23 protein-coding genes are annotated in these 20,008 nt (G+C 62.1%); 12 read left to right on the top strand and 11 right to left on the bottom strand.

Translation table 11 applies throughout. The features are described 5' to 3' along the window. The 3 genes from C6W91_RS04380 to ccoS are packed head-to-tail and all read left to right on the top strand — an operon-like array spanning position 1 to position 2,837. The gene (locus C6W91_RS04380; RefSeq protein WP_274866759.1) at positions 1-474 is read left to right on the top strand and encodes a FixH family protein; all 474 of its coding nucleotides are present in this window, start codon (positions 1-3) and stop codon (positions 472-474) included. 5 nt (positions 475-479) lie between these two features. Further along, on the top strand, positions 480-2,660 hold the full coding sequence (locus C6W91_RS04375) for a heavy metal translocating P-type ATPase (protein ID WP_274834864.1): 2,181 nt from the start codon (positions 480-482) through the stop codon (positions 2,658-2,660). Positions 2,661-2,678: 18 nt separating this feature from the next. After that, a complete protein-coding gene (gene ccoS, locus C6W91_RS04370) occupies positions 2,679-2,837 on the top strand; it encodes a cbb3-type cytochrome oxidase assembly protein CcoS (protein WP_065271273.1) in 159 nt (52 codons plus the stop codon). A 104-nt stretch (positions 2,838-2,941) separates the two neighbouring features. Here ccoS and C6W91_RS04365 read toward each other — a convergent pair whose 3' ends face one another. Then, entirely contained in the window at positions 2,942-4,492 is a 1,551-nt protein-coding gene (locus C6W91_RS04365; protein WP_274866758.1) for a D-alanyl-D-alanine carboxypeptidase family protein, read from the bottom strand. Between the two features lie 32 nt (positions 4,493-4,524). Between C6W91_RS04365 and C6W91_RS04360 the strand changes: the two genes are divergently transcribed. Next, positions 4,525-4,668, top strand: coding sequence for an SWIM zinc finger family protein (locus C6W91_RS04360; protein WP_370570471.1), 144 nt, complete (start codon positions 4,525-4,527; stop codon positions 4,666-4,668). Positions 4,669-4,797: 129 nt separating this feature from the next. Here C6W91_RS04360 and C6W91_RS04355 read toward each other — a convergent pair whose 3' ends face one another. Beyond that, entirely contained in the window at positions 4,798-5,511 is a 714-nt protein-coding gene (locus tag C6W91_RS04355) for an HAD family hydrolase (RefSeq protein WP_274866858.1), read from the bottom strand. 86 nt (positions 5,512-5,597) lie between these two features. On the opposite strand from C6W91_RS04355, the gene clpS reads away from it, so the two are divergent. The 5 genes from clpS (at position 5,598) to C6W91_RS04330 (ending at position 9,736) form a co-directional block, all read left to right on the top strand. Further along, positions 5,598-5,939 carry an ATP-dependent Clp protease adapter ClpS gene (clpS, locus tag C6W91_RS04350; RefSeq protein WP_065271271.1) on the top strand — a complete coding sequence of 114 codons (342 nt, stop codon included), beginning with the start codon at positions 5,598-5,600 and terminating at the stop codon, positions 5,937-5,939. 12 nt (positions 5,940-5,951) lie between these two features. After that, positions 5,952-6,947, top strand: coding sequence for a class I SAM-dependent methyltransferase (locus C6W91_RS04345; protein ID WP_274866757.1), 996 nt, complete (start codon positions 5,952-5,954; stop codon positions 6,945-6,947). A gap of 101 nt (positions 6,948-7,048) precedes the next feature. Then, a complete protein-coding gene (locus C6W91_RS04340) occupies positions 7,049-7,852 on the top strand; it encodes an SDR family NAD(P)-dependent oxidoreductase (RefSeq protein WP_274866756.1) in 804 nt (267 codons plus the stop codon). Positions 7,853-7,918: 66 nt separating this feature from the next. Next, positions 7,919-8,812: an oxygen-dependent coproporphyrinogen oxidase gene (hemF, locus tag C6W91_RS04335; RefSeq protein ID WP_274866755.1), complete on the top strand. Its 894-nt coding sequence runs from the start codon at positions 7,919-7,921 to the stop codon at positions 8,810-8,812. Positions 8,813-8,923: 111 nt separating this feature from the next. Then, positions 8,924-9,736, top strand: coding sequence for a GH25 family lysozyme (locus tag C6W91_RS04330; protein WP_274866754.1), 813 nt, complete (start codon positions 8,924-8,926; stop codon positions 9,734-9,736). A gap of 9 nt (positions 9,737-9,745) precedes the next feature. Here the strand turns inward: C6W91_RS04330 and C6W91_RS04325 are convergent, their stop codons facing one another. Both C6W91_RS04325 and hemC read right to left on the bottom strand, forming a co-directional pair. Next, a complete protein-coding gene (locus C6W91_RS04325) occupies positions 9,746-10,690 on the bottom strand; it encodes a fatty acid desaturase family protein (protein ID WP_065271267.1) in 945 nt (314 codons plus the stop codon). An 85-nt stretch (positions 10,691-10,775) separates the two neighbouring features. Then, complete coding sequence (hemC, locus tag C6W91_RS04320) at positions 10,776-11,735, bottom strand: hydroxymethylbilane synthase (protein ID WP_274866753.1); 960 nt, start codon at positions 11,733-11,735, stop codon at positions 10,776-10,778. A gap of 111 nt (positions 11,736-11,846) precedes the next feature. On the opposite strand from hemC, the gene hemE reads away from it, so the two are divergent. Next, positions 11,847-12,881, top strand: a complete 1,035-nt coding sequence (gene hemE / locus C6W91_RS04315; protein ID WP_274866752.1) for a uroporphyrinogen decarboxylase — start codon at positions 11,847-11,849, stop codon at positions 12,879-12,881. 41 nt (positions 12,882-12,922) lie between these two features. Next, complete coding sequence (locus tag C6W91_RS04310) at positions 12,923-13,087, top strand: hypothetical protein (RefSeq protein WP_165832675.1); 165 nt, start codon at positions 12,923-12,925, stop codon at positions 13,085-13,087. Positions 13,088-13,103: 16 nt separating this feature from the next. On the opposite strand, the gene C6W91_RS04305 is transcribed toward C6W91_RS04310, so the two are convergent. The 6 genes from C6W91_RS04305 to C6W91_RS04280 all read right to left on the bottom strand — a co-directional run bounded on the left by C6W91_RS04305 (position 13,104) and on the right by C6W91_RS04280 (position 18,325). Continuing rightward, positions 13,104-14,261, bottom strand: a complete 1,158-nt coding sequence (locus C6W91_RS04305; protein ID WP_274866751.1) for an acyl-CoA dehydrogenase family protein — start codon at positions 14,259-14,261, stop codon at positions 13,104-13,106. A 4-nt stretch (positions 14,262-14,265) separates the two neighbouring features. After that, complete coding sequence (locus tag C6W91_RS04300; RefSeq protein ID WP_274866750.1) at positions 14,266-15,357, bottom strand: CaiB/BaiF CoA-transferase family protein; 1,092 nt, start codon at positions 15,355-15,357, stop codon at positions 14,266-14,268. Between the two features lie 74 nt (positions 15,358-15,431). Then, positions 15,432-16,259 carry an SDR family NAD(P)-dependent oxidoreductase gene (locus tag C6W91_RS04295; RefSeq protein WP_065271262.1) on the bottom strand — a complete coding sequence of 276 codons (828 nt, stop codon included), beginning with the start codon at positions 16,257-16,259 and terminating at the stop codon, positions 15,432-15,434. A gap of 20 nt (positions 16,260-16,279) precedes the next feature. Beyond that, entirely contained in the window at positions 16,280-16,690 is a 411-nt protein-coding gene (locus tag C6W91_RS04290; protein ID WP_370570460.1) for a MaoC family dehydratase, read from the bottom strand. Further along, positions 16,687-17,133, bottom strand: a complete 447-nt coding sequence (locus tag C6W91_RS04285; RefSeq protein ID WP_274866748.1) for a MaoC family dehydratase N-terminal domain-containing protein — start codon at positions 17,131-17,133, stop codon at positions 16,687-16,689. Before C6W91_RS04285 ends, C6W91_RS04290 begins: the two co-directional genes overlap by 4 nt. A gap of 7 nt (positions 17,134-17,140) precedes the next feature. Next, positions 17,141-18,325 (bottom strand): lipid-transfer protein, encoded by a 1,185-nt coding sequence (locus tag C6W91_RS04280; protein WP_274866747.1) that lies wholly within the window; start codon positions 18,323-18,325, stop codon positions 17,141-17,143. Between the two features lie 152 nt (positions 18,326-18,477). Between C6W91_RS04280 and C6W91_RS04275 the strand changes: the two genes are divergently transcribed. Further along, a complete protein-coding gene (locus C6W91_RS04275; RefSeq protein WP_065271258.1) occupies positions 18,478-19,110 on the top strand; it encodes a TetR/AcrR family transcriptional regulator in 633 nt (210 codons plus the stop codon). A 6-nt stretch (positions 19,111-19,116) separates the two neighbouring features. Here the strand turns inward: C6W91_RS04275 and C6W91_RS04270 are convergent, their stop codons facing one another. Further along, positions 19,117-19,977 carry a helix-turn-helix domain-containing protein gene (locus tag C6W91_RS04270; RefSeq protein WP_274866746.1) on the bottom strand — a complete coding sequence of 287 codons (861 nt, stop codon included), beginning with the start codon at positions 19,975-19,977 and terminating at the stop codon, positions 19,117-19,119. Positions 19,978-20,008: the final 31 nt, after the last annotated feature.

The raw sequence follows: 20,008 nt of genomic DNA, 5'->3' as shown, positions 1-20,008 counted from the left end.
ATGTCGGCAGACAAACCCCAGCGTGAGTTCACTGGTCGCCATGCGCTGATGGTGTTTGGCGGCGCTTTCACGGTCATCATTGGCGTCAATATTGCGCTGGCGGTCAATGCCGTGAAAACCTTTCCTGGTCTGGAGGTGAAGAACTCCTACACCGCCAGCCAGGAGTTCGATGCCCGTCGCACCGCCCAAGAGGCGCTGGGCTGGTCGGTCTATGCCTCGGCTCAGGACGGTCAGGTAAAGCTTGAGATCACCGACCGGAATGGCAACCCGGTCGAAGTGGCCAAGCTGACGGCCACTTTGGGCCGGGCAACCCACGTGAAGGACGACCAGAACCCTGACTTCCAGTTCAACGGCCAGGCCTATGTCGCGCCTGCCAAACTGGGCGCTGGGAACTGGAATATCCGGATGGTGGCGCGGGCCCAGAACGGCACTGAGTTCACTCAGAGGGTCATCCTGCACGTGGCAAAAGGGTAACGCAGATGACGGCTCCGATGCGTCCTCAGATGGCAGTGTGCCCGGGCTGCGTTGCGGCGCCGTCTGGAGCTGTGGAACAGGCTCCGACAGACGCACGGCTGGCCTTGTCCCTGCCGTCAATCCACTGTCAGGGCTGCATTTCCGCGGTCGAGCGCGGGCTGAACGCCCATCCGGGCGTAAAATCGGCGCGGGTCAACCTGACCCTGAAACGGGCTCTGATCGAAGCGGAGCCAGATGTTCACGCCGCCGATCTGATCCCGGTGCTCGAAAATCTGGGGTATGAGGCGCATGAGCTGGATGTGACCGCCCTTGCGGCAACCCAGAACGATACCGCAGGCCGGGATCTACTGATGCGGCTGGCGGTTGCGGGCTTTGCCTCGATGAACGTCATGCTGCTGTCGATCTCTGTCTGGTCCGGAGCTTCGGACGCGACGCGGGACATGTTCCACTGGATTTCGGCGGCGATCACATTTCCGGCGATCATTTTCTCGGCGCAGCCTTTCTTCAAGAACGCCTGGAGCGCACTGAAGGTTGGGCGCCTCAATATGGATGTGCCCATTGTTCTCGCTCTGGTTCTGGCGCTGGTAACCTCGCTTTGGGAAACCTCGCTGTCGGGGGAACATGCCTATTTTGATGCAGCGCTGACGCTGACCTTTTTCCTGTTGGCAGGCCGTTATCTGGACTATCGCACCCGTGCCGTGGCGCGGTCGGCAGCACAGGAGCTTGCGGCGCTTGAGGTGCCTCGTGCGATCCGTCTGCTGGACGGTCAGGAATATGAGGTCCCTGTCGCCGATCTGGCCATCGGCGATCTGATCTTGGTGCGTCCCGGCGGGCGTATGCCGGTGGACGGGGAAGTGACCGACGGGCATTCGGAACTGGACCGGTCCCTGCTGACCGGGGAAACGCTGCCAGTCTTTGCCGGTCCCGGCACCGGGGTTTCGGCGGGCGAGGTGAACCTGACCGGGCCGCTGACCATTCGTGCAACGGCGGTGGGGGAGGATACCTCTCTGCATCGCATGGCCGATCTGGTGGCGATCGCTGAATCGGGCCGCTCGCGTTATACATCGCTGGCCGACAAGGCCGCCAAGCTCTATGCGCCCGGGGTGCACATCCTGTCGGCGCTCGCCTTTGTGGGCTGGTATCTTTACACCTTTGATGTGCGCACGGCGCTCAACATCGCTGCGGCGGTTCTGATCATCACCTGTCCCTGTGCGCTGGGCCTTGCGGTGCCTGCGGTGACCACCGCAGCCTCGGGACGGCTGTTCAAGAAGGGCATGCTGATCAAGCATTCCACTGCGTTGGAACGGCTTGCAGGCGTGGATACCGTTGTCTTTGACAAGACCGGGACCCTGACGGCTGGCACACCCCAGTTGGTCAATCTGGACGAGATGGCGAAATCCGATTTGGAAATCGCGCTGGCGCTTGCCGCGCCCTCAGCGCATCCGCTTTCGGTGGCGCTGGCACGTGCCGCGCGGGAGGCCGGGATCACTCCGGCGGAGGTTTCTGAGCTGAAAGAGGTGCCGGGCTACGGCACTGAAGGCATTTTCCAAGGCCGCCGCGTGCGGTTGGGCCGGGCGGCTTGGGTTGGCGCCGCGCAGGGCAGCCAGACGGCCGCCTGGCTTGATACTGGCGATGGCAATCCGCGCGGTTTCCTGTTCACTGATGCGCTGCGTCCCGGCGCGGCCGAAGCGGTGCGTGCGCTGCAGACGGCGGGTAAGGACGTGTTGCTGATTTCGGGCGATACCACCGGCGCGGTGGAGGCGCTGGCGAAGCGGCTTGGCATCGAAAAATGGGTGGCCGAGGCGCTGCCGGAGGATAAGGCTGGGCGCATCCGCATGCTTGCAGGGCAGGGGCGCAAGGTGCTGATGGTCGGGGACGGTCTGAACGACACTGCGGCCCTCGCGGCAGCGCATGTGTCGATCTCGCCAGCCTCGGCGCTGGATGCGGCGCGGGTGGCCTCGGATATCGTGCTATTGGGGCAAGATCTGGAACCCATCGCCGATGCCTGCACCGTGGCGCAAAAGGCGATCCGCCGGATCCGCGAGAATTTCCGCCTTGCCACCCTTTACAACGTGATCGCGGTGCCTTTGGCTGTGGCGGGGCTGGCAACGCCCCTGATCGCGGCGCTGGCGATGTCCAGCTCTTCGATCACCGTATCGCTGAACGCGTTGCGCCTGAAATCCTGAGCTGAGAAAGTCCGCAAGATGAGCGTCCTGTCCTATTTGATCCCAATTTCGCTGATCCTAGGCGGCGCGGCGCTTGTTGCCTTTATCTACACCGTGCGGTCGAACCAGTATGACGATCCCGAAGGCGATGCTCGGCGCATCCTGAGCGATGAATGGGATGATCACCCGAAACCCTGACCCTTGGCGCTGTGCAAGATCACACAAAAGAAAAGGCCCCGTCGTCCGGGGCCTTTGTCGTTTCTGGTGGTCTGGTGCCTTGTCCCTTGCATGGGGCAAGGGGGTCAGGAGGCAGGTCCCAATGTATCGCAGGTCACGTTGCGGGCCTGTAGGCGCCGACAAGCCAGTTCCGCGCTTTCCTTGCTCATGCCAAGGAAGTTGGCCTCAAACCCCAATCTGGATTTGGACACCTTGCGCAGCGAGCCGTTGAGCGTTTCCATTTCCGACAGGGCCGTGCGCAGAAGGACCTTTTCCGCTTCATACCGGTTGGTGTAGCGGCCCACGTTGATACCCCAGTAGCGCCCCCCGGAGGTCGAAAGGCGGGTGACAACAACCGGTTCCGGCTCGGCGGCGGTCTCTGTCTTTGCCAATCTGGCCGGGCGGGCGACGGGGCGCAGGCCTTTGAAGAAGGTCTTCACAGCCGCGCCAACGGTCGGTTTTTCGGCAGAGGCGGGAACCACTTTGGCTTCGGTGATTGCGGCTTCGACGCTGGCCTGCAGGATCTCGGGGTCGAGCTTGGGCGTCGATGCCACGGTATCCGCAGCGGTTTCTTCTGTGGCCTGGCTGGCGTCGGCGACCAGCACCGGCGCTGTATCTTCGGCAGGCTCAGTTGCGGGGCGCAGGCGCGGACGCAGGCTGGTCTGGACCCGGCCGCTGACGCGGATGGTCTTGCCTGCGGCGCCACCAGCCACCTGGATGTTCTGGTTGCCCACATAGGCGGGCATCGCCGGTTTGCGCAGTTTTGCGTGCGCCGGGGCACGGCGGAAGCCGAGGTCCAACAGCTCTGCGACCTTGGCGTTGCGCGAGGTCGAGGATTTACCGCCGAACACTGTAGCGATCACTCGCTCGTTGCCGCGCTTGGCCGAAGCCACGAGGTTGAAACCGGCGGCGCGGGTATAGCCCGTCTTGATCCCGTCAGCGCCCTTGTAGGCCGCCAGAAGGCGGCGGTTTGTGTTGGGCACGACGCGCACGCCGGCGTCGGTGGAGGTGCGCGAAAACAGGTTATAATACTCGGGGTAGTCATAAAGCATGTGACGTCCCAGGGTGGTCATGTCCCGGGCGGTGGACATATGGCCGCTTTCGGTCAGACCGTGGGCGTTCTTGAAGGTCGTGCGGGACATGCCAAGCGCCTTTGCCGTGCGGGTCATGCGGCGGGCAAAGGCGGCTTCGGATCCGGCCAGGGTTTCGCCGATGGCGGTCGCGGCGTCATTGGCTGATTTCACTGCGGCGGCACGGATCAGATATCGAAATGCGATGCGCTGCCCCGAGCGAAGTCCGAGCTTGGAGGGCGGCTCGGAGGCAGCGTTGCTGCTGATGCGAACCTTGGTATCCAGCGATATTTCACCGTTCCGGACTGCTTCAAACGCGATGTAGAGCGTCATCATCTTGGTGAGGGAAGCCGGGTGCAGGCGTGTGTCGGCGTTGCGCGAGTGCAGCACCTCGCCGGTCCGGGCATCCACGACCATTGCCGCATAGGGGGCGGCGGTTGCCTGGGTAGGCGGAAGGCCCACCAACGCGACTGTTAGAACAACACCCAAGGCCCAAGCCATCTGCTGGGCGAATGCCCGCAGGGCGTGGGTCAGCGGAATACACCTGACCTGCACGATATCTGCCATTTTCTGCCTCTCGCCGCCGGTTTTCCGGCTGACTGTTCTACTTCTTTAACAAAACGGTAGCATGTGATGGCGCTGGAATAAACCATTTCCGTGACCGGTTCTGCGGCTGCGGCAGGTACATATGCCGACATGTTGTAGCGGCTTTGAGTGCGTTGCCTAGATGTGCGTTTGGTTAAAAAGTGTTGACCAAAAAGGTGGAAAATTGGGCGTCTGGCCCGCTTTGTACCGCTGAAAAATCAGTCTAGGCGATGCGTTTCGGCAACAGATTTTTGGCGCGTCGAGCTGTGCGGCTTGCGGGTTGAGTTCTATCCGATTTCCCGGATCAGATCCTGAAGGCAGCCAAGGTCCGAAATCTCGTGATACCGGGGGTGCCCCTCAGGTGCCTCGGCGTGCTCGACCTCCCAGATCAGCCCGTGCGGCACATAGGTGCCCCAGCCTCCGGCCTTGATCATCGGTACCACGTCCGAGCGCATGGAGTTTCCTACCATCATTGCCTGTGCCGCGCCGGTCCCGTGCCGCTCGAAGATATCGTGGTAGATAGGGGCGGTTTTTTCCGAAACGATTTCGACCCCATCGAACAGATCGCCCAACCCCGATTGTGCCAGCTTGCGCTCCTGATCCAGAAGGTCACCTTTTGTAATCAACACGATACGGTAGTCACCAGCCAGTTTCTCCACGGCCTCTTGGGCGTGGGGCAGCAGCTCGATCGGATAGGATAGCATCATCTGTCCGGCGACGATCAGCTCTTTGATGACGCTGGCCGGGACCTGTGATTCGGTGACATCTATGGCGGTTTCGATCATCGACAGGGTGAAGCCCTTCACGCCGTAGCCATAGCGTCCGAGGTTGCGCTTTTCCGCCTCCAGCAGTCGCGCGGCTAGCGCATCGGGACCCATGTCCTGCGGCGTATGATCCTGCAACAACTCGGCAAAACGCTCTTGCGTGACACGAAAAAATCGCTCGTTGTGCCAGAGGGTGTCATCGGCATCAAAACCGATTGTCGTCAAATTGCGTGTCACTGAGGCCATACACTCTCTTTTCCTGCGCGGTCAAAACGCTATATATGCGATGAAACCAATCCAAGCACGACCGGAATAGAGACGCTATGCTGCTTCAGCCAGTGATGATGACGGACAACTCGGACGACGACAGCGATCTTGGTGTCCTGACCAAGACCCGGCCGAAAACCCAGCGACCGCCGCGCTACAAGGTTCTGCTGCTCAACGATGACTACACCCCGATGGAATTCGTGGTCATGGTGCTGGAACGGTTCTTTGGCATGACACACGCGCAGGCGTTTGAAATCATGCTGACCGTGCACAAAAAAGGTCTGGCCGTGGTTGGTGTTTTCAGCCACGAGATCGCCGAGACAAAGGTCGCGCAGGTGATGGATTTTGCCCGTCGCCATCAGCATCCGCTGCAATGCACCATGGAAAAAGAAGACTAAAGAGGTCCCGCTATGTCCGTTCGCCTGTCGCTCGCTCTTGAGACGGGCGGCTTTGCGGTGCCTGCAGAGGGCCGTATCGCCGTTTTCCACCCGCGCGCGGAGCACGATCTGTCGTGCCTGCCAAAGGATCAGCTGGTGCTGATCCAGCCGATGCGCGGTGAATACGATGCCTTTGCCGCGCAAGGGTACGATTGTCGCCCCGAATTGCCGGATGACATGCGGTTTGCCGCTGCCGTGGTGTTCCTGTCCCGCGCCAAGGCGCAGTCGCGGATGGCGGTGGCGCAGGCTTCGGCCCTGACGGACGGTTCGGTGCTGGTAGATGGGGCCAAGACGGACGGAATCGATTCCATCCTGAAGGAACTGCGCAAACGCATGTCCCCGTCCGAACCGGTGTCCAAGGCGCATGGCAAGGTCTTTTGGTTCGATGGCGGCGGCGATGCGCTCACTGACTGGTTGCCACCCGCAGACGGCGTTGACGTGGAGGGCTTCGTGACTGTGCCGGGGGTGTTTTCCGCTGACGGAATCGATCCGGCCTCGAAACTACTGGTCGACGCCCTGCCTGCAAAACTTGGCCGTGCCGTTGCTGATCTCGGCGCAGGCTGGGGGTATCTGTCCCGCCAGATGCTGAGCCATCCCGAAATCGAAGAGCTGCATCTGGTCGAAGCCAATCATGACGCGCTGTCCTGCGCGCGGCGCAACGTTGCCGATGAACGGGCGCAGTTCCACTGGGCCGATGTACGCAATTGGAAGGCGCCGGGGCAGATGAACGCGGTGGTGATGAACCCGCCGTTTCACAGTGGTCGCAGCGCCGAGCCGGAGCTGGGGAAGGCCTTCATTTCCCGCGCTGCCGAGATGCTGACCGCCTCGGGGCATCTGTGGATGGTTGCAAACCGGCATCTGCCCTATGAGATAACCCTGTCAGAGCGGTTTGCCGCAGTCGAGGAAGCCGCAGGCGACAACCGGTTCAAGGTCTTGCACGCCAGCCGCCCCAAGCGGCAGCGGCGTTAGGGCGGTAAGGTCACCCCGTATTGCAGGTTTTCAAACCGAATGGTCCGGTCTAGGCTCCGGCTCAGTTTTCACTACGCGACGCAACATTCTGGAGTGCCCGAATGTCCTTTTCGATTTCCGGCAAGACTGCCATCGTGACCGGCGCCTCAAGCGGGATTGGTCTGGCCATTGGCAAGCAGTTCGCGGATGCCGGTGCCAACGTCATGTTTGCCGATACCAACGAGGCGGCCCTGATCGCCGAACTGGGAGAGCAGGCCGACGAAAGCAACATCCGCTACTTCGCCGGTGATCTGCGCGAAAGGCTGACCATCGCCAATCTGTTGTCGGCGACCATCGATGCCTTCGAAGACGTGGATATCCTCGTTAACGGCGCCCGTCAGGTGGTGCCGAGTGATCCGCTGGACCCGAAGGACGAGTCGTTGGAACTGCTCCTGACCGAGAACCTGTTGCCGACCCTGCGTCTATCGCAGCAGGCGGCGCGGCGGATGATCAAGCAGGGCGAGGGGCGCGAGGCGGGCGCTGCGCGCGGGGCCATCATCAACCTGTCGTCGATCGCGGCGCGGCGCACCCACCCCGATCTGATGGCCTATTCCGTGGCTTCGGCGGCGCTGGATCAGCTGACCCGGTCGCTCTCTGTCTCTTATGCGCCGCACGGGGTCCGGGTGAATTCCATTGCCTTTGGCTCGGTGATGAGCGCGTCGCTCAGGGGCACGCTCAAGGACAACCGCGCCTATCGTCAGGATATCGAAGATCACACACCGCTGGGCCGCATCGCCGCACCGACTGAGCTGACCGAAACGGCGCAGTTCCTTGCCTCGGACGCGGCCAGTTTCATGACGGGCCAGATCGTGACGGTCGATGGTGGTCGCACGCTGCTGGATTCCGTTGCCGCTCCTGTTCACTGATGAATGCCGGGACCTGCCTGCGCTCACGCAGCGCGGCGTCCCACAAGTACCGAAAGACGCTCTGAGATGACTGCTGAAATGAAAGACGAAAAAGCCCGCGCCGCCGCCTGGTTCCGCACCCTGCGCGATGAAATCGTCGCGGCCTTCGAGGCGCTTGAGGCGAGCCATGACACCGGCCCCTTCTCTGATCAGGCGCCGGGCCGGTTCGAGGTGAGCGAGACAAAGCGCACCGCGGATGATGGATCGGACGCGGGCGGCGGGCTGATGAGCGTGATGCGGGGCGGCCGTGTCTTTGAAAAGGTCGGCGTTAATATTTCCGAAGTCTACGGCACGCTGGGCGAGCGGGCGCAGAACGCCATGGCGGCGCGCAAGGGCATTCCGGGCATGAAGGATGATCCGCGGTTCTGGGCCTCGGGCATTTCGCTGGTTGCGCATATGCAGAACCCGCATGTGCCTGCGGTTCACATGAACACCCGCATGTTCTGGACCCCGCATGCCTGGTGGTTTGGCGGCGGCTCGGACCTCAACCCTTGCATCGAGTATGCCGAGGATACCGCCCATTTTCACGCGCAGCAGAAACAGCATCTCGACCCGCATGGCACCGATCTCTATCCGCGTCTGAAGGAATGGGCGGATGAGTATTTCTACATCCCGCACCGCCACCGGGCGCGCGGGGTGGGCGGCATCTTCATGGATGATCGTTGCACCGGTGACTGGGAGGCGGATTTCGCTCTGACCCAGGACATTGGCCGCGCCTTCCTGCCAGCCTATCTGCCGCTGGTGGAAAGACGCCGGGTTCAGCCCTTTGATGACAAGGACAAGGAGGCGCAGCTGGTGCATCGTGGCCTCTATGCCGAGTATAATCTGGTCTATGACCGGGGGACCAAATTTGGTCTGGAAACCGGGCATGATGCCAATGCGGTTTTGATGAGCCTGCCGCCGCTGGCCAAATGGGTCTGAGTGGCGCAGCAAACTGGCTCCGGGCATATCGGTTTCTGCGAAAATATCCGAGGATGTAGTCCGCGCGGGCCAGAGACGGGGCAAAAGACTGTGTTTGTGTGCGGAGGGATGATGCGGTTCTTTTTGATGTCGGCCCTTTGCCTTGTGACACTGGCTGCTTGCGGCACCCGGCCCGAGCCGGAGCGCCCGGCGCCGACCCAGCTTCCGTCCGATGCACAGCTGGCCCGGCTGGTGACCTATCCCCGGTTCGAGGACAGCGATCCGCATTCATGGGAGGGACGCACGCCCTACTCCTATGCCATTCACGGAATTGATGTGTCGCGCTGGCAGGGCGACATCGACTGGGACACGGCCAAGGCGGCAGGCGTCTCCTTTGCCTATCTCAAGGCGACCGAGGGCGGGGATCTGCTGGATCCGAAGTTCGGCGACAACTGGCGCGGCGCTGCACGGGCAGGGATGCCGCGCGGGGCCTATCACTATTTCTACTTCTGTCGCCCGGCGCGGGAGCAGGCGCGGTGGTTCATCCGCAACGTGCCGCGTGATGCAAAGGCGCTGCCCCATGTTCTGGATATGGAGTGGAGCCACCACTCAAAGACCTGCAGGCATCGCCCCGATGGTGCGCATATCCGCTCTGAGGCGCGTAAGTTTCTGGATATTCTGGAGGCTCACTATGGTCGCCGCCCGGTCATCTACACCACGGTGGATTTCTTTGCCGAAACCGGCATCGGTCGGCTGCGCGGCACGGAGTTCTGGCTGCGTTCTGTCGCCGGGCATCCGCGCCAGACCTATCCCAGCGCCTTCTGGCGGCTCTGGCAATACACCGGCACCGGGCGGGTGCCGGGGATCGATGGCGACGTGGACCTCAATGTGTTCCACGACAGTCCTGAAAGCTGGTTGCGCTGGTCCGGCCAGCTGGAACAGTAGGGCGCAGGATCAGGCCCGCCGCCAGCCTGCCTCGGCCAAGGCCTGACCATACCCTTTCGCGATGCGCATCTGCTCCCCCAGCCCCTTTTTCAGCAACAGGGCGTGCATGCGTCTGAGCTGCCAGCAGGGAACGTGCATCACCATGTGATGCTCCAGATGGTAGTTCACCCAATAGGGCGCCACCAGAAGCCGGGCGAGCGGACCTGCACGGGTGGTGCGCACGTTCTGAAGCGGGTTTTCCGATTGCTCGGTGGCGCCATGTTCGGCGATATTGCGCACCCGCAGCACGAACTGGAACCAAGTGAGATAGGGCAGCAGCCAGAAGGCAAGCCCCCACCACCAGTCGCCAATCAGACTGATGAGCAGGGCAATGCCGAAAAATACCGGCAGTGCCCCCCAAAGGCGCGGCGCCTTGAAGCTTTGGGCGAAATCGGAGTTCGCTGCCTTGATCGCGTCGTCATCTCCGGCCAGCTGCAGGGACATGGCGATCTGGCCCAGAAGCTGTTTGATGCCGGTCTGACCAGTCAGATCGCGGGTGAACTTGCGCCGCAGCGAGGCGCGGGAGGTGGGGAATTTCGACGACAGGACCAGATCGGGGTCCTTGTCCGTCTGGGTGAACCGGTGATGGGTCAGATGGTAATGCCGATAGGCGCCCAGATCCGCCAGAATGGGGCGACCGCAGAGCCAGTCCCCGGCAAGCTCATTCCAGCGGCGGGTCTTGAACAGCGCGTTATGGGCGGCCTCGTGCATCAGGATCGCCAGACCCAGCTGGCGCGAGCCGATCACCATCACGGCGAGCACAAAGGTCAGAACATTGGGCCAGAGCGCGAAGAGCGCGATCGCCAGGGCGATCGTGCCCCAGCAGTGCAGTAGCAGCCACAGTCCCATAGGATCCGATCGTTCCGCCAAAGGGCGAATTTCGTCAGAGCTGAGATATGTTTTTCCCGGTGTCATGCGTGTAGTCCTCCCAGTCCGCAGGCTTCCAGCAGAAGCGCAAACAGGTCAAGAAAACCGTGGCGTCAGGTCCGGGGCGGGGCGGTCAGCCGCGCCAGTCGAAGAAACCTTCCCCGGCCTGCTCCAGCAGTTTTGCCGCCATGTCACGGCCCAGCTCCGGTCCGTCCTCGATCGCGCAGGTTTGCGCGTCCTGAAGGGCTTCGGAGCCATCGGGGCGCAGCACTTCGCCGCGCAGGCGCAGGGTGGTGCCGTCAAGCTCCGCAAGACCCGCGATGGGCGTTTCGCAAGACCCGTCCAGAGCCGCCAGAAAGGCGCGCTCGGCCGCAAGGCGCTGTGCGGTCTCTGTATCATGGATGGCCGCAAGCATATCGCCCGCGCGGCTGTCATCTGCGCGCCGTTCGATGCCAATGGCGCCCTGCGCCACGGCGGGCAGCATGTCGTCCGTGTCGATGCCGGTTGCGGGCACGTTCTCCATCGCCAGACGGTTCAACCCGGCCATCGCCAGGAAGGTGCATTCGGCCACGCCGTCGTCGAGTTTCTTCAGGCGGGTCTGCACGTTGCCGCGGAACTCCACCACTTTCAGATCGGGGCGGCGGTTCAGCAATTGCGCGCGGCGGCGCAGCGAGGAGGTGCCCACGACAGAGCCCGGCGCCAGTTCGGTGATCGAGGACAGGCTCGGGGAGATGAAAGCATCGCGCACGTCTTCGCGCGGCAGGTAGCAATCCAGCACCAGACCCACAGGCTGCGCCACTGGCATGTCCTTCATCGAATGCACCGCGATGTCGATGGCGCCGGTCAGCATCGCTTCTTCGATTTCCTTGGTGAACAGGCCCTTGTTGCCGATCTCCTTCAGCGGGCGGTCCGCTGCGATCAGCGCCTGATTGTCACCGGTGGTTTTGATGACGACGATCTCGAAGGCCTCCTGCGGCAGCTCGAACGCGGCGGCCAGACGGTCGCGCGTCTCATGGGCTTGAGCCAGGGCCAGCGGCGAGCCACGGGTGCCGATCTTCAGGGGCGAAGCGGGGGAGGGCAGGTTCTGTGTCATGTCAGAACCTTTATTCGCGACATTATGCCGTGACAAGCATCGGCCTCACCACCCTTGACAATTTGCCGCTCAGCCTAGACCTCAGTACCCAAGAGAGAAGCGAGGAATCCCATGGCCGAACAGAAGAAACTGCTGCGCGCATTGGCAGGCGAAAAACAGCATGTGCCGCCGATCTGGATGATGCGTCAGGCGGGCCGCTATCTGCCGGAATACCGTGCGACGCGGGCTCAGGCCGGGGATTTCCTGTCGCTGTGCTACAATTCCGAACTGGCAGCCGAGGTCACCCTGCAACCGATCCGCCGCTATGGGTTCGATGCGGCGATCCTGTTTGCCGATATCCTGTTGGTGCCGCAGGCGCTGGGCGCGGATCTGTGGTTCGTCACCGGCGAAGGGCCGCGCCTGTCGACCATCACCACCGATGCGGATTTTGCCAAGCTTGGCCCGGTCAGCGACATCCACGAGACGCTGAACCCGATCTACGACACCTTGCGCATTTTGAAACAGGAATTGCCCAGCGAGACGGCTCTGATTGGGTTTGCCGGGGCGCCCTGGACCGTTGCGACCTATATGATCGCGGGACGCGGCACGCCGGATCAGGGACCGGCCCATGCGCTGAAGGCCGAAAACCGGGCCCTGTTCGAGGCGCTTCTGGCGCGCATCACCGAGGCCACCATCGATTACCTGTCGAAACAGATCGAGGCGGGCGCCGAAGTGGTGAAGATCTTCGACAGCTGGGCGGGATCCCTTAAGGGCGAGGATTTCCAGAAGTATGCGCTGGAACCCTGCCGCCAGATCACAGCAGCGCTGAAAGAGCGTCATCCCGGCATCCCGGTCATCGGTTTCCCGCGTGAGGCGGGCGATAAGTATATCGGTTTTGCCAAGGCAACAGGTGTCGATTGCGTAGCGGTGGATAATTCGGTGACCCCGGAATGGGTCGCTGAACATGTGCAGATTGACGGCTGCGTGCAGGGTAACCTGGCTTCGCGCCATATGGTGACCGGTGGTCAGGATCTGATCGATGACACCCGCCGCATCGTCAACGCCCTGCGCGGCGGCCCGCATATCTTCAACCTTGGCCACGGGATCACCCCGGACGCCGACCCGGACAATGTGCAGCTGATGATCGATACGGTTCGCGAAGCCTGATCGTGCGTCGCGTTCTGCCAATCAATATGTGAGCGAGAGTAATGGATTACAGCAAACAAGGCGGCCAGAAACCCGGCCGCAACGAACCCCGCCACAGCGAGCATAACGCCAAGGGCACCGACAAGAACCCCTACAGCAAGCGCGAAACCAAGGCAGAGTTGCTGGCCCGCATGAAGAAGGCCGCAGCCGCCCAGAAGGACGGCTGAGCCAGCGCTTTAGCCCTTATTCTGTCAGAGTGCGGGCGATCAGTTCTTTCATGATCTCGTTCGACCCGCCATAGATTTTCTGCACGCGGGCATCGGCGTACATATTGGCGATTGGGTACTCCAGCATGTAGCCATAGCCGCCGTGCAGTTGCAGGCATTCGTCCACCACATCGCATTGCATCTGCGTCACCCACCATTTCGCCATTGACGCGGTGGCGGCGTCCAGCTCTCCGCGCAGGTGCTTGGCGACGCAGTCATCCAGGAATACCCGGGCGATATGGGCGATGGTTTTCGCCTCGGCCAGTTTGAACCGGGTGTTCTGCATTTCGATCAGCGCCTGACCAAAGGCGCGCCGCTCCGAGGTATAGGCGATGGTGTCTTCCAGCGCTTTTTCGATCACAGCGGCGGCGCCAAGCGCGATCACCAGCCGTTCCTGCGGCAGGGCCTTCATCAGCTGGTAAAACCCTTTGCCTTCGACCCCGCCGAGCAGGTTCTCGGGCGGCACGCGCACATCGTCAAAGAACAATTCTGAGGTGTCCTGGCTCTTGAGGCCCAGCTTTTCGAGGTTGCGACCCCGTGCAAAGCCTTCGGCGCCCTCGGTTTCCACCACTAGAAGCGAGATCCCCTTGGCGCCCTGCGTGGTATCGGTTTTGCAGACAACGATGATCAGATCCGCCTGCTGACCATTGGTGATGAAGGTTTTGGAGCCGTTCAGCACGTAATCGTTGCCGTCGCGCAGGGCGTTTGTCTTGATGTTCTGCAGGTCCGACCCGGTGCCGGGTTCGGTCATGGCGATGGCGCAGACCATTTCGCCGCTGGCCATCTTGGGCAGCCACCGCTGTTTCTGATCTTCGGTGCCATAATCAAGGATATATCCCGCGCAGATCTGGCTATGGACGGAATTGCCAAAGCCGGAAAACCCGGCGGCGCGGAACTGTTCGGTGGTGATTACCGCCTCGTGCCGGAAATCGCCGCCCATGCCGCCGTATTCCTCGGGGACCGATGCGCAGAGGAGGCCGAATTCCCCGGCCTTGTTCCAGAACTCCCGGTCGATATGGCCCTGCTTCTGCCAGCGTTCCTCGTGCGGGGTCATCTCGGCGGTGAAAAAACTGCGGCAGCTGTCCTGCAGCATCGCCAGTTCGTCCGTCATCCAGGGGGAGCTATGCGCGGTCATCGGATCAGTCCTTCTTTCGGCCCAGTTCGGTCAGAATTTCGGTCGCGTGCTGCCCCCGTGCTGGGCTTTCGGGCGCTGTCCAGTCGCCCGCATCAGAGAACCGCGGGGCGGGGGCGGCCTGAAGCGCGCCATGTGCCTCGACCCAGGTGCCGCGGGCGTTCATAGGATGGGTCAGCGCCTCGCCGGGGCTGAGAACAGGCGCGACGCAGGCATCGGTGCCCTCAAAAATACCTGCCCAGTGATCGCGGGGCTGGCTGGCAAAGATACCGGCCAGACGCCCGGTCAGCGCGGGCCAGAGTGATTTGTCAAACTGACGCTGGAATTCGGTATCCTCCGCAAGATCCAGCAATGACAGGAACTGGGCATAGAATTTCGGTTCCAGGCATTGCACCGACATGAAGCCGCCATCGGCGCAGGCGTAGGTGCGGCTCCAGTGCGGGCCATCAAGCAGATTCTGCCCGCGCGCATCGCCAAAGTTCCCGGCCTGACGGATGCTCATCAACAGGTTCATCATATGGGCCGAGCCGTCATAGATCGCCGCATCGACGACGCAGCCTTCGCCGCTGGTGCGGGCGCGCAGGATACCGGCGAGCATACCCGCCACCAGATACATGGCACCACCACCGATGTCGCCGACCAGCGTGGCCGGTGTCAGCGGCGCATCGCCGGGATTTGATCCATACCAAAGCGCGCCGGACAGGGAGATGTAGTTGAGGTCATGCCCTGCCGCATGGGACAGGGTACTGTCCTGTCCCCAGCCGGTCATGCGGCCAAAGACAAGGGCCGGGTTCACCGCATGGCAGGCCTCGGGGCCGATGCCGAGCTTTTCCATCACACCAGGGCGGAAACCTTCGATCAACCCGTCGGCGGTTTCCACCAGCGCCATGAAGGTCTTGATGTCTTCGGAATCCTTCAGGTCCAGCTCAATCGAGCGCTTGCCGCGGTCCAGTACAGAACGCTCCGGCATGCCCGGGGTGACGCCGCCGCCCTTGCGGTGGATGCAGATCACATCGGCGCCCATATCGGCCAGTGTCATCGCGGCGAATGGGCCGGGGCCAAGGCCTTCGACCTCGATGATGCGGGTACCTTCCAGCATTTATGTCGTCTCCCGTAGTAACTCCCGCCCCGGTGTGGGGCGGGCCTGTGCGCTGTTTCAGAGTGTGGCGTGGGTCAGGTGCCGGACAGGCCACCGCCCACGATCAGGGTCTGGCCCGAGACGTAGTTGCTTTCGGGGATGCAGAAGAGGTAGACGCCGCCCGCCGCCTCTTCCGGCGTGCCCGCACGGCCCACGGGGATCATCATCTCCATGCCCTGCACCAGTTTCTTGGGGATCCCGATGCCGATCTTGTTGCCCTCGACCTCGATCGATTTCTTTTCGTCCGTGGCCTCTGTCAGGCGGGTGGAGATCATGCCAAAGGCCACCGCGTTGACGTTTACCTTGAAGCGGCCCCATTCCTTGGCCATCGTCTTGGTCAGGCCGATGACGCCGGATTTCGCGGCGGAATAGTTCGCCTGTCCGGGATTGCCACCGGTGCCCGAAATCGACGAGATATTTACCACCTTGCGGAAGACCTCGCGCCCCTCGGCAGCCTCGGCTGCTGCGGCTTGCGTGATAAAGGGCGACGCCGCGCGCAGGATCTGGAAGGGCGCCTTCAGATGCACGTCGATCATGGCATCGAACTGTTCGTCGCTCATCTTGCCGATGAAGCTGTCCCAAGTGTAGCCGGCATTGTTGACGATGATGTCGATGCTGCCGAACTTGTCGATCCCGGCCTGGATAAAATCATCGGCAAAGCCTGCCGCCGTGACTGATCCGGGAATGGCCAGCGCCTTGCGGCCCATCGCTTCGATCTCGGCAACGACGGCGTTTGCGGGTTCCGCGTCCAGATCGTTCAGCACCACATTGGCGCCGTCCTCGGCCAGTTTCAGCGCGATGGAACGGCCGATACCGCGTCCGGCGCCAGTGACATAGGCGGTCTTGCCTGCAAGTTTGCTCATCTCTTCAGTGTCCTTTGTCGTTATGGCAGCTCAATCAGGGCGGTCCCGGCCAGTTTGACCTCACCGTTCTGATCGGCAGCCTCAATCTCAAGCGCCACCAGATTGCCGTCGCGTTTTTCCACCACCTTGCCGGTGCAGGTGATCACCGCGTGAATCTGGGTGATCGATACAAACCGGGTGGTGACTTCGCGCAAGGCCGATTGCGGTACCCAACCCGTCAACAGGCGGCCCAGATAGGCCATATTCAGCATGCCGTGGGCAAAGACGTCCGGCATGCCTGCGCGTTTCGCGAAATCGATGTCGATGTGGATCGGGTTGTGATCGCCCGAGGCGCCGGCGAACAGCGCCAGCGTGGTGCGGGTGATCTCCTTGGTGGTGAGGGGCGGCAGCTGATCGCCCACCTCGATCTCTGCATAGGTTGGCATGGTCATTGCGGATGCCTCACGATCACTGTGCGGGTCATGCTGCCTGCGTTTTCACCCAGCTGGTTGGTCGCCGTGGTCTTCAGATGCACGAATTCCATGGCGCCGCCCTTCTTGGCGTAGATATCGGTGACCTCGCTCACCAGCGTCACGGTGTCCCCGGCACAGATCGGCGCGCCATAGGTGAAGGCCTGCTCGCCATGCAGGACCTTGGCAATGTCGATATTCAAGAGCGTGATGAAGTAGAACGAATCTTCGCGGTCCAGATCCAGCGAGAACAGGTATGTGGGCGGCGCCAGAACGCCGCGATAGCCTACCGCCTGCGCCACATCCCTGTCGAAATAGATACGGTCGCTTTGGCCGGTGGCGCGGGCAAAATCCCGCAGCCGCCCCTGTTCCACCGTCACCTCGAAAGGTTCAGTGACATGGCCGATGTATGAGGTGTCGATCATCGCTGCCTCACTGCGCCTGATACATGGTGACGACACAGGCGCCGCCAAGACCAAGATTGTGCTGCAGCGCGGTGCGGGCACCCTTCACCTGCGTGCTGCCTGCGGTGCCGCGCAGCTGGCGGGTCAGCTCGTAACATTGCGCAAGGCCGGTCGCGCCAAGGGGATGTCCCTTGGACAAAAGCCCGCCCGAGGGGTTGGTCACATATTTACCGCCATAGGTGTTGTCGCCATCGGCGATGAATTTGGATGCGCCGCCTTCGGGGCAGAGGCCCAGACCTTCGTAGGTGATCATCTCGTTATGGGCGAAACAGTCATGCAGTTCGACCACATCGACGTCTTCAATGCCGATGCCGGTCTGCTCCTGCACCTGTTTAGAGGCCGCGGCGGTCATGTCATAGCCCACCACCTTCATCATGTCGTGGGCGTCAAAGGTGCTGGCGTAATCGGTTGTCATCGCCTGACCCACGATGCGCACATTGCTGTTCAGCCCGTGCTTCTTGGCGTAGGCCTCGCTGACCACCACTGCGGCCGCCGCGCCACAGGTGGGCGGGCAGGCCATGAGGCGGGTCATCACGCCTTCCCAGATGGTGGGGCTTTCCAGCACATCCTCGGGCGACAGCTCATTTCGAAACAGGGCCAGCGGGTTGTTCACCGCATGGCGGCTCGCCTTGGCGCGGATGCGCGCGAGGTCCAGCATGGTGGAGCCGTATTTCTCCATGTGCGACTTGCCCGCACCGCCGAAATAGCGCAGCGCCAGCGGGATCTCGGGCTGGCCGACCAGATCGTCGGTTTCCGCGTCAAAGGCATCAAACGGGCTGGGCCGGTCATCCCAGTGCGAGGTCAGTGCGCCGGGTTTCATATGTTCAAAGCCAAGCGCCAGCGCCACATCGACAACACCCGATTCCACCGCCTGACGCGCCATGAACAGGGCGGTCGATCCGGTCGAGCAGTTGTTGTTGACGTTCATCACCGGAATTCCGGTCATGCCAACCTTGTAGAGCGCCGCCTGGCCACAGGTGCTGTCCCCATAGACATAGCCCGCATAGGCCTGCTGCACGGCGTCATAGGGCAGGCCCGCATCCTGCAGCGCATCGCGCACGGCGGCAGCGCCCATTTCGGTATAGGGTTCATTCTGGCCGGGTTTGGCGAATTTGGTCATACCCACCCCGGCAACCATCACATGTGCAGACATTGGCTCTCTCCCTTGCGCGAGTCGGAATTACACTTCCGGGTTACTTTCGGTTCGGGCTGGGCAAACTGTCAAGAAGAGTGTAACTCATGAGTGTAATTACCGGGCGTCAATAGGTCAGACCTTGTATGGGGCAGGCCGGGGGAAGAGCGACGATGGGCAATAAAACCTGGACGAAAACGGCAGACAGCCGCAGTGCGCAGCGCGAGATCAAGCGCCGCGCAGTGCTGATGGCCGGTGCGCGGCTGTTTAACGATCAGGGTTATGAGCAGACCTCGCTTGAGGATATCGCTGCCGCGCTCAACATCACCAAGCGCACGATCTACTATTATGTGCAAAGCAAGGAGGACATCCTGTTCGGTTGCCACCAGCTGAGCCTGGAATTCCTGGGCGAGGTGATGGAGATCAGCCGCGATGACAGTCTGCCAGTGGCAGAGCGGATTTCGCGACTGATCCGCGGCTATTGCGAGTGGGTGTCCACCGATCTTGGCGCCAGCCTGGCCATGGTGCGGGCGCACAGCCTGTCGCCCGAGCGGCGCGAGGCCCTGCACGAGGGTAAGGCGCGGGTGGATTTTCAGCTGCGGATGCTGATTGAGAAGGGTATTCGCGAAGGCGTCATCCGCCATTGTGATCCGCGTCTTGTGGCGGCCGGGGTGTTTGGCGCGCTGAACTGGATCCCTTTCTGGAACCGCACTGACCGGCCGGTTCCCCACGAAGAAATTGCCGAACAGTATCTTGCAATGATCCTGAATGGTTTGCTGCCAGGCGCCGGGGGCAGCAAGCGCTGATCGGTGTCAGGCGCTGTCGCCCAATTGTTTGCGAAAGGCGCGCGGCGGCATGCCGGTGCCCTTGGTGAAGACGCGGCTGAAATGGGCGGGATCGCTGAACCCAAGATCATAGGCGATCTGCGCCGCGCTGAGCGACGTATAGAGCAGCATCCGCCGGGCTTCGCGCAGCATGCGTTCATTCACCAGATGCGATGCGGACTGGCCCGTGACCTGATGCACGATCCGGTTCAGATGGGTCGGGGAGACGGCGAGATCGCGTGCATACTCCGCCAGCGGGCGGCGGCTGCGGAAATGTTGCTCCACGAGGGTTTCAAAGCGGGAAAAGATCGGGTTGCCACCATTCTGACGGTCGCCGCCCTCAGCAGTGTGAATATGGCGGGCGACAAGGGCGGTGAGAGTTCCGGCGAGCGAACGCAGCAGCTGAGCGCGGGCAAAATTCTGGCCGTGGTATTCCTGATAAAGCGTTTCGGCCATGCTGCGCAGGTCGGGCGGCAGCGGCAAAACGCAGGCATGATCCAGCGGGCCGCGCACGCCTTCGCCGCTGCGGATGCAATGATCAACAAGGTCTGAGGGCAGGGTGACAACCCAGCCGCTGGTCTCTGGTTCGAACGTGTAACCGTGAACAACCCCGCGCGGGATATTGACGAAACAGGGGGCGGGCAGGCTATGGGCGTCGCCGTCCAGATCCACCACGCCGCCGCCACTGGTCATGAACAGGACCTGATGCAGCCGGGCGTGCCGGTGCGGTGACAGCTGCCAATCATGCTGCTCGGAGCGGGAGCGGATCGTCTCCACATGCAGCACGTCCGCCAGTTCATCGGTTTCCCCGAACAGGTTGTAGCTGCGGATCTGAAGAGCGCTGGTCATGTGCGAAATGTACAAGAACTTGCGCGCATGG

It is taken from the genome of Phaeobacter sp. SYSU ZJ3003, assembly GCF_041300735.1.
In the GTDB taxonomy this organism is placed as follows: Bacteria; Pseudomonadota; Alphaproteobacteria; order Rhodobacterales; family Rhodobacteraceae; genus Phycobacter; species Phycobacter gallaeciensis_A.
This window is presented reverse-complemented; position numbering and strand designations above follow the sequence as displayed.

Excerpts from the sequence above, each read along its gene's own strand:
- C6W91_RS04380 (WP_274866759.1), top strand. The coding sequence starts at position 1 with ATGTCGGCAGACAAACCCCAGCGTGAGTTCACTGGTCGCCATGCGCTG.
- C6W91_RS04375 (WP_274834864.1), top strand. The coding sequence starts at position 480 with ATGACGGCTCCGATGCGTCCTCAGATGGCAGTGTGCCCGGGCTGCGTT.
- ccoS (WP_065271273.1), top strand. The coding sequence starts at position 2,679 with ATGAGCGTCCTGTCCTATTTGATCCCAATTTCGCTGATCCTAGGCGGC.
- C6W91_RS04365 (WP_274866758.1), bottom strand. The coding sequence starts at position 4,492 with ATGGCAGATATCGTGCAGGTCAGGTGTATTCCGCTGACCCACGCCCTG.
- clpS (WP_065271271.1), top strand. The coding sequence starts at position 5,598 with ATGCTGCTTCAGCCAGTGATGATGACGGACAACTCGGACGACGACAGC.
- C6W91_RS04345 (WP_274866757.1), top strand. The coding sequence starts at position 5,952 with ATGTCCGTTCGCCTGTCGCTCGCTCTTGAGACGGGCGGCTTTGCGGTG.
- C6W91_RS04340 (WP_274866756.1), top strand. The coding sequence starts at position 7,049 with ATGTCCTTTTCGATTTCCGGCAAGACTGCCATCGTGACCGGCGCCTCA.
- hemF (WP_274866755.1), top strand. The coding sequence starts at position 7,919 with ATGACTGCTGAAATGAAAGACGAAAAAGCCCGCGCCGCCGCCTGGTTC.
- C6W91_RS04330 (WP_274866754.1), top strand. The coding sequence starts at position 8,924 with ATGCGGTTCTTTTTGATGTCGGCCCTTTGCCTTGTGACACTGGCTGCT.
- C6W91_RS04325 (WP_065271267.1), bottom strand. The coding sequence starts at position 10,690 with ATGACACCGGGAAAAACATATCTCAGCTCTGACGAAATTCGCCCTTTG.
- hemC (WP_274866753.1), bottom strand. The coding sequence starts at position 11,735 with ATGACACAGAACCTGCCCTCCCCCGCTTCGCCCCTGAAGATCGGCACC.
- hemE (WP_274866752.1), top strand. The coding sequence starts at position 11,847 with ATGGCCGAACAGAAGAAACTGCTGCGCGCATTGGCAGGCGAAAAACAG.
- C6W91_RS04310 (WP_165832675.1), top strand. The coding sequence starts at position 12,923 with ATGGATTACAGCAAACAAGGCGGCCAGAAACCCGGCCGCAACGAACCC.
- C6W91_RS04305 (WP_274866751.1), bottom strand. The coding sequence starts at position 14,261 with ATGACCGCGCATAGCTCCCCCTGGATGACGGACGAACTGGCGATGCTG.
- C6W91_RS04300 (WP_274866750.1), bottom strand. The coding sequence starts at position 15,357 with ATGCTGGAAGGTACCCGCATCATCGAGGTCGAAGGCCTTGGCCCCGGC.
- C6W91_RS04295 (WP_065271262.1), bottom strand. The coding sequence starts at position 16,259 with ATGAGCAAACTTGCAGGCAAGACCGCCTATGTCACTGGCGCCGGACGC.
- C6W91_RS04290 (WP_370570460.1), bottom strand. The coding sequence starts at position 16,690 with ATGACCATGCCAACCTATGCAGAGATCGAGGTGGGCGATCAGCTGCCG.
- C6W91_RS04285 (WP_274866748.1), bottom strand. The coding sequence starts at position 17,133 with ATGATCGACACCTCATACATCGGCCATGTCACTGAACCTTTCGAGGTG.
- C6W91_RS04280 (WP_274866747.1), bottom strand. The coding sequence starts at position 18,325 with ATGTCTGCACATGTGATGGTTGCCGGGGTGGGTATGACCAAATTCGCC.
- C6W91_RS04275 (WP_065271258.1), top strand. The coding sequence starts at position 18,478 with ATGGGCAATAAAACCTGGACGAAAACGGCAGACAGCCGCAGTGCGCAG.
- C6W91_RS04270 (WP_274866746.1), bottom strand. The coding sequence starts at position 19,977 with ATGACCAGCGCTCTTCAGATCCGCAGCTACAACCTGTTCGGGGAAACC.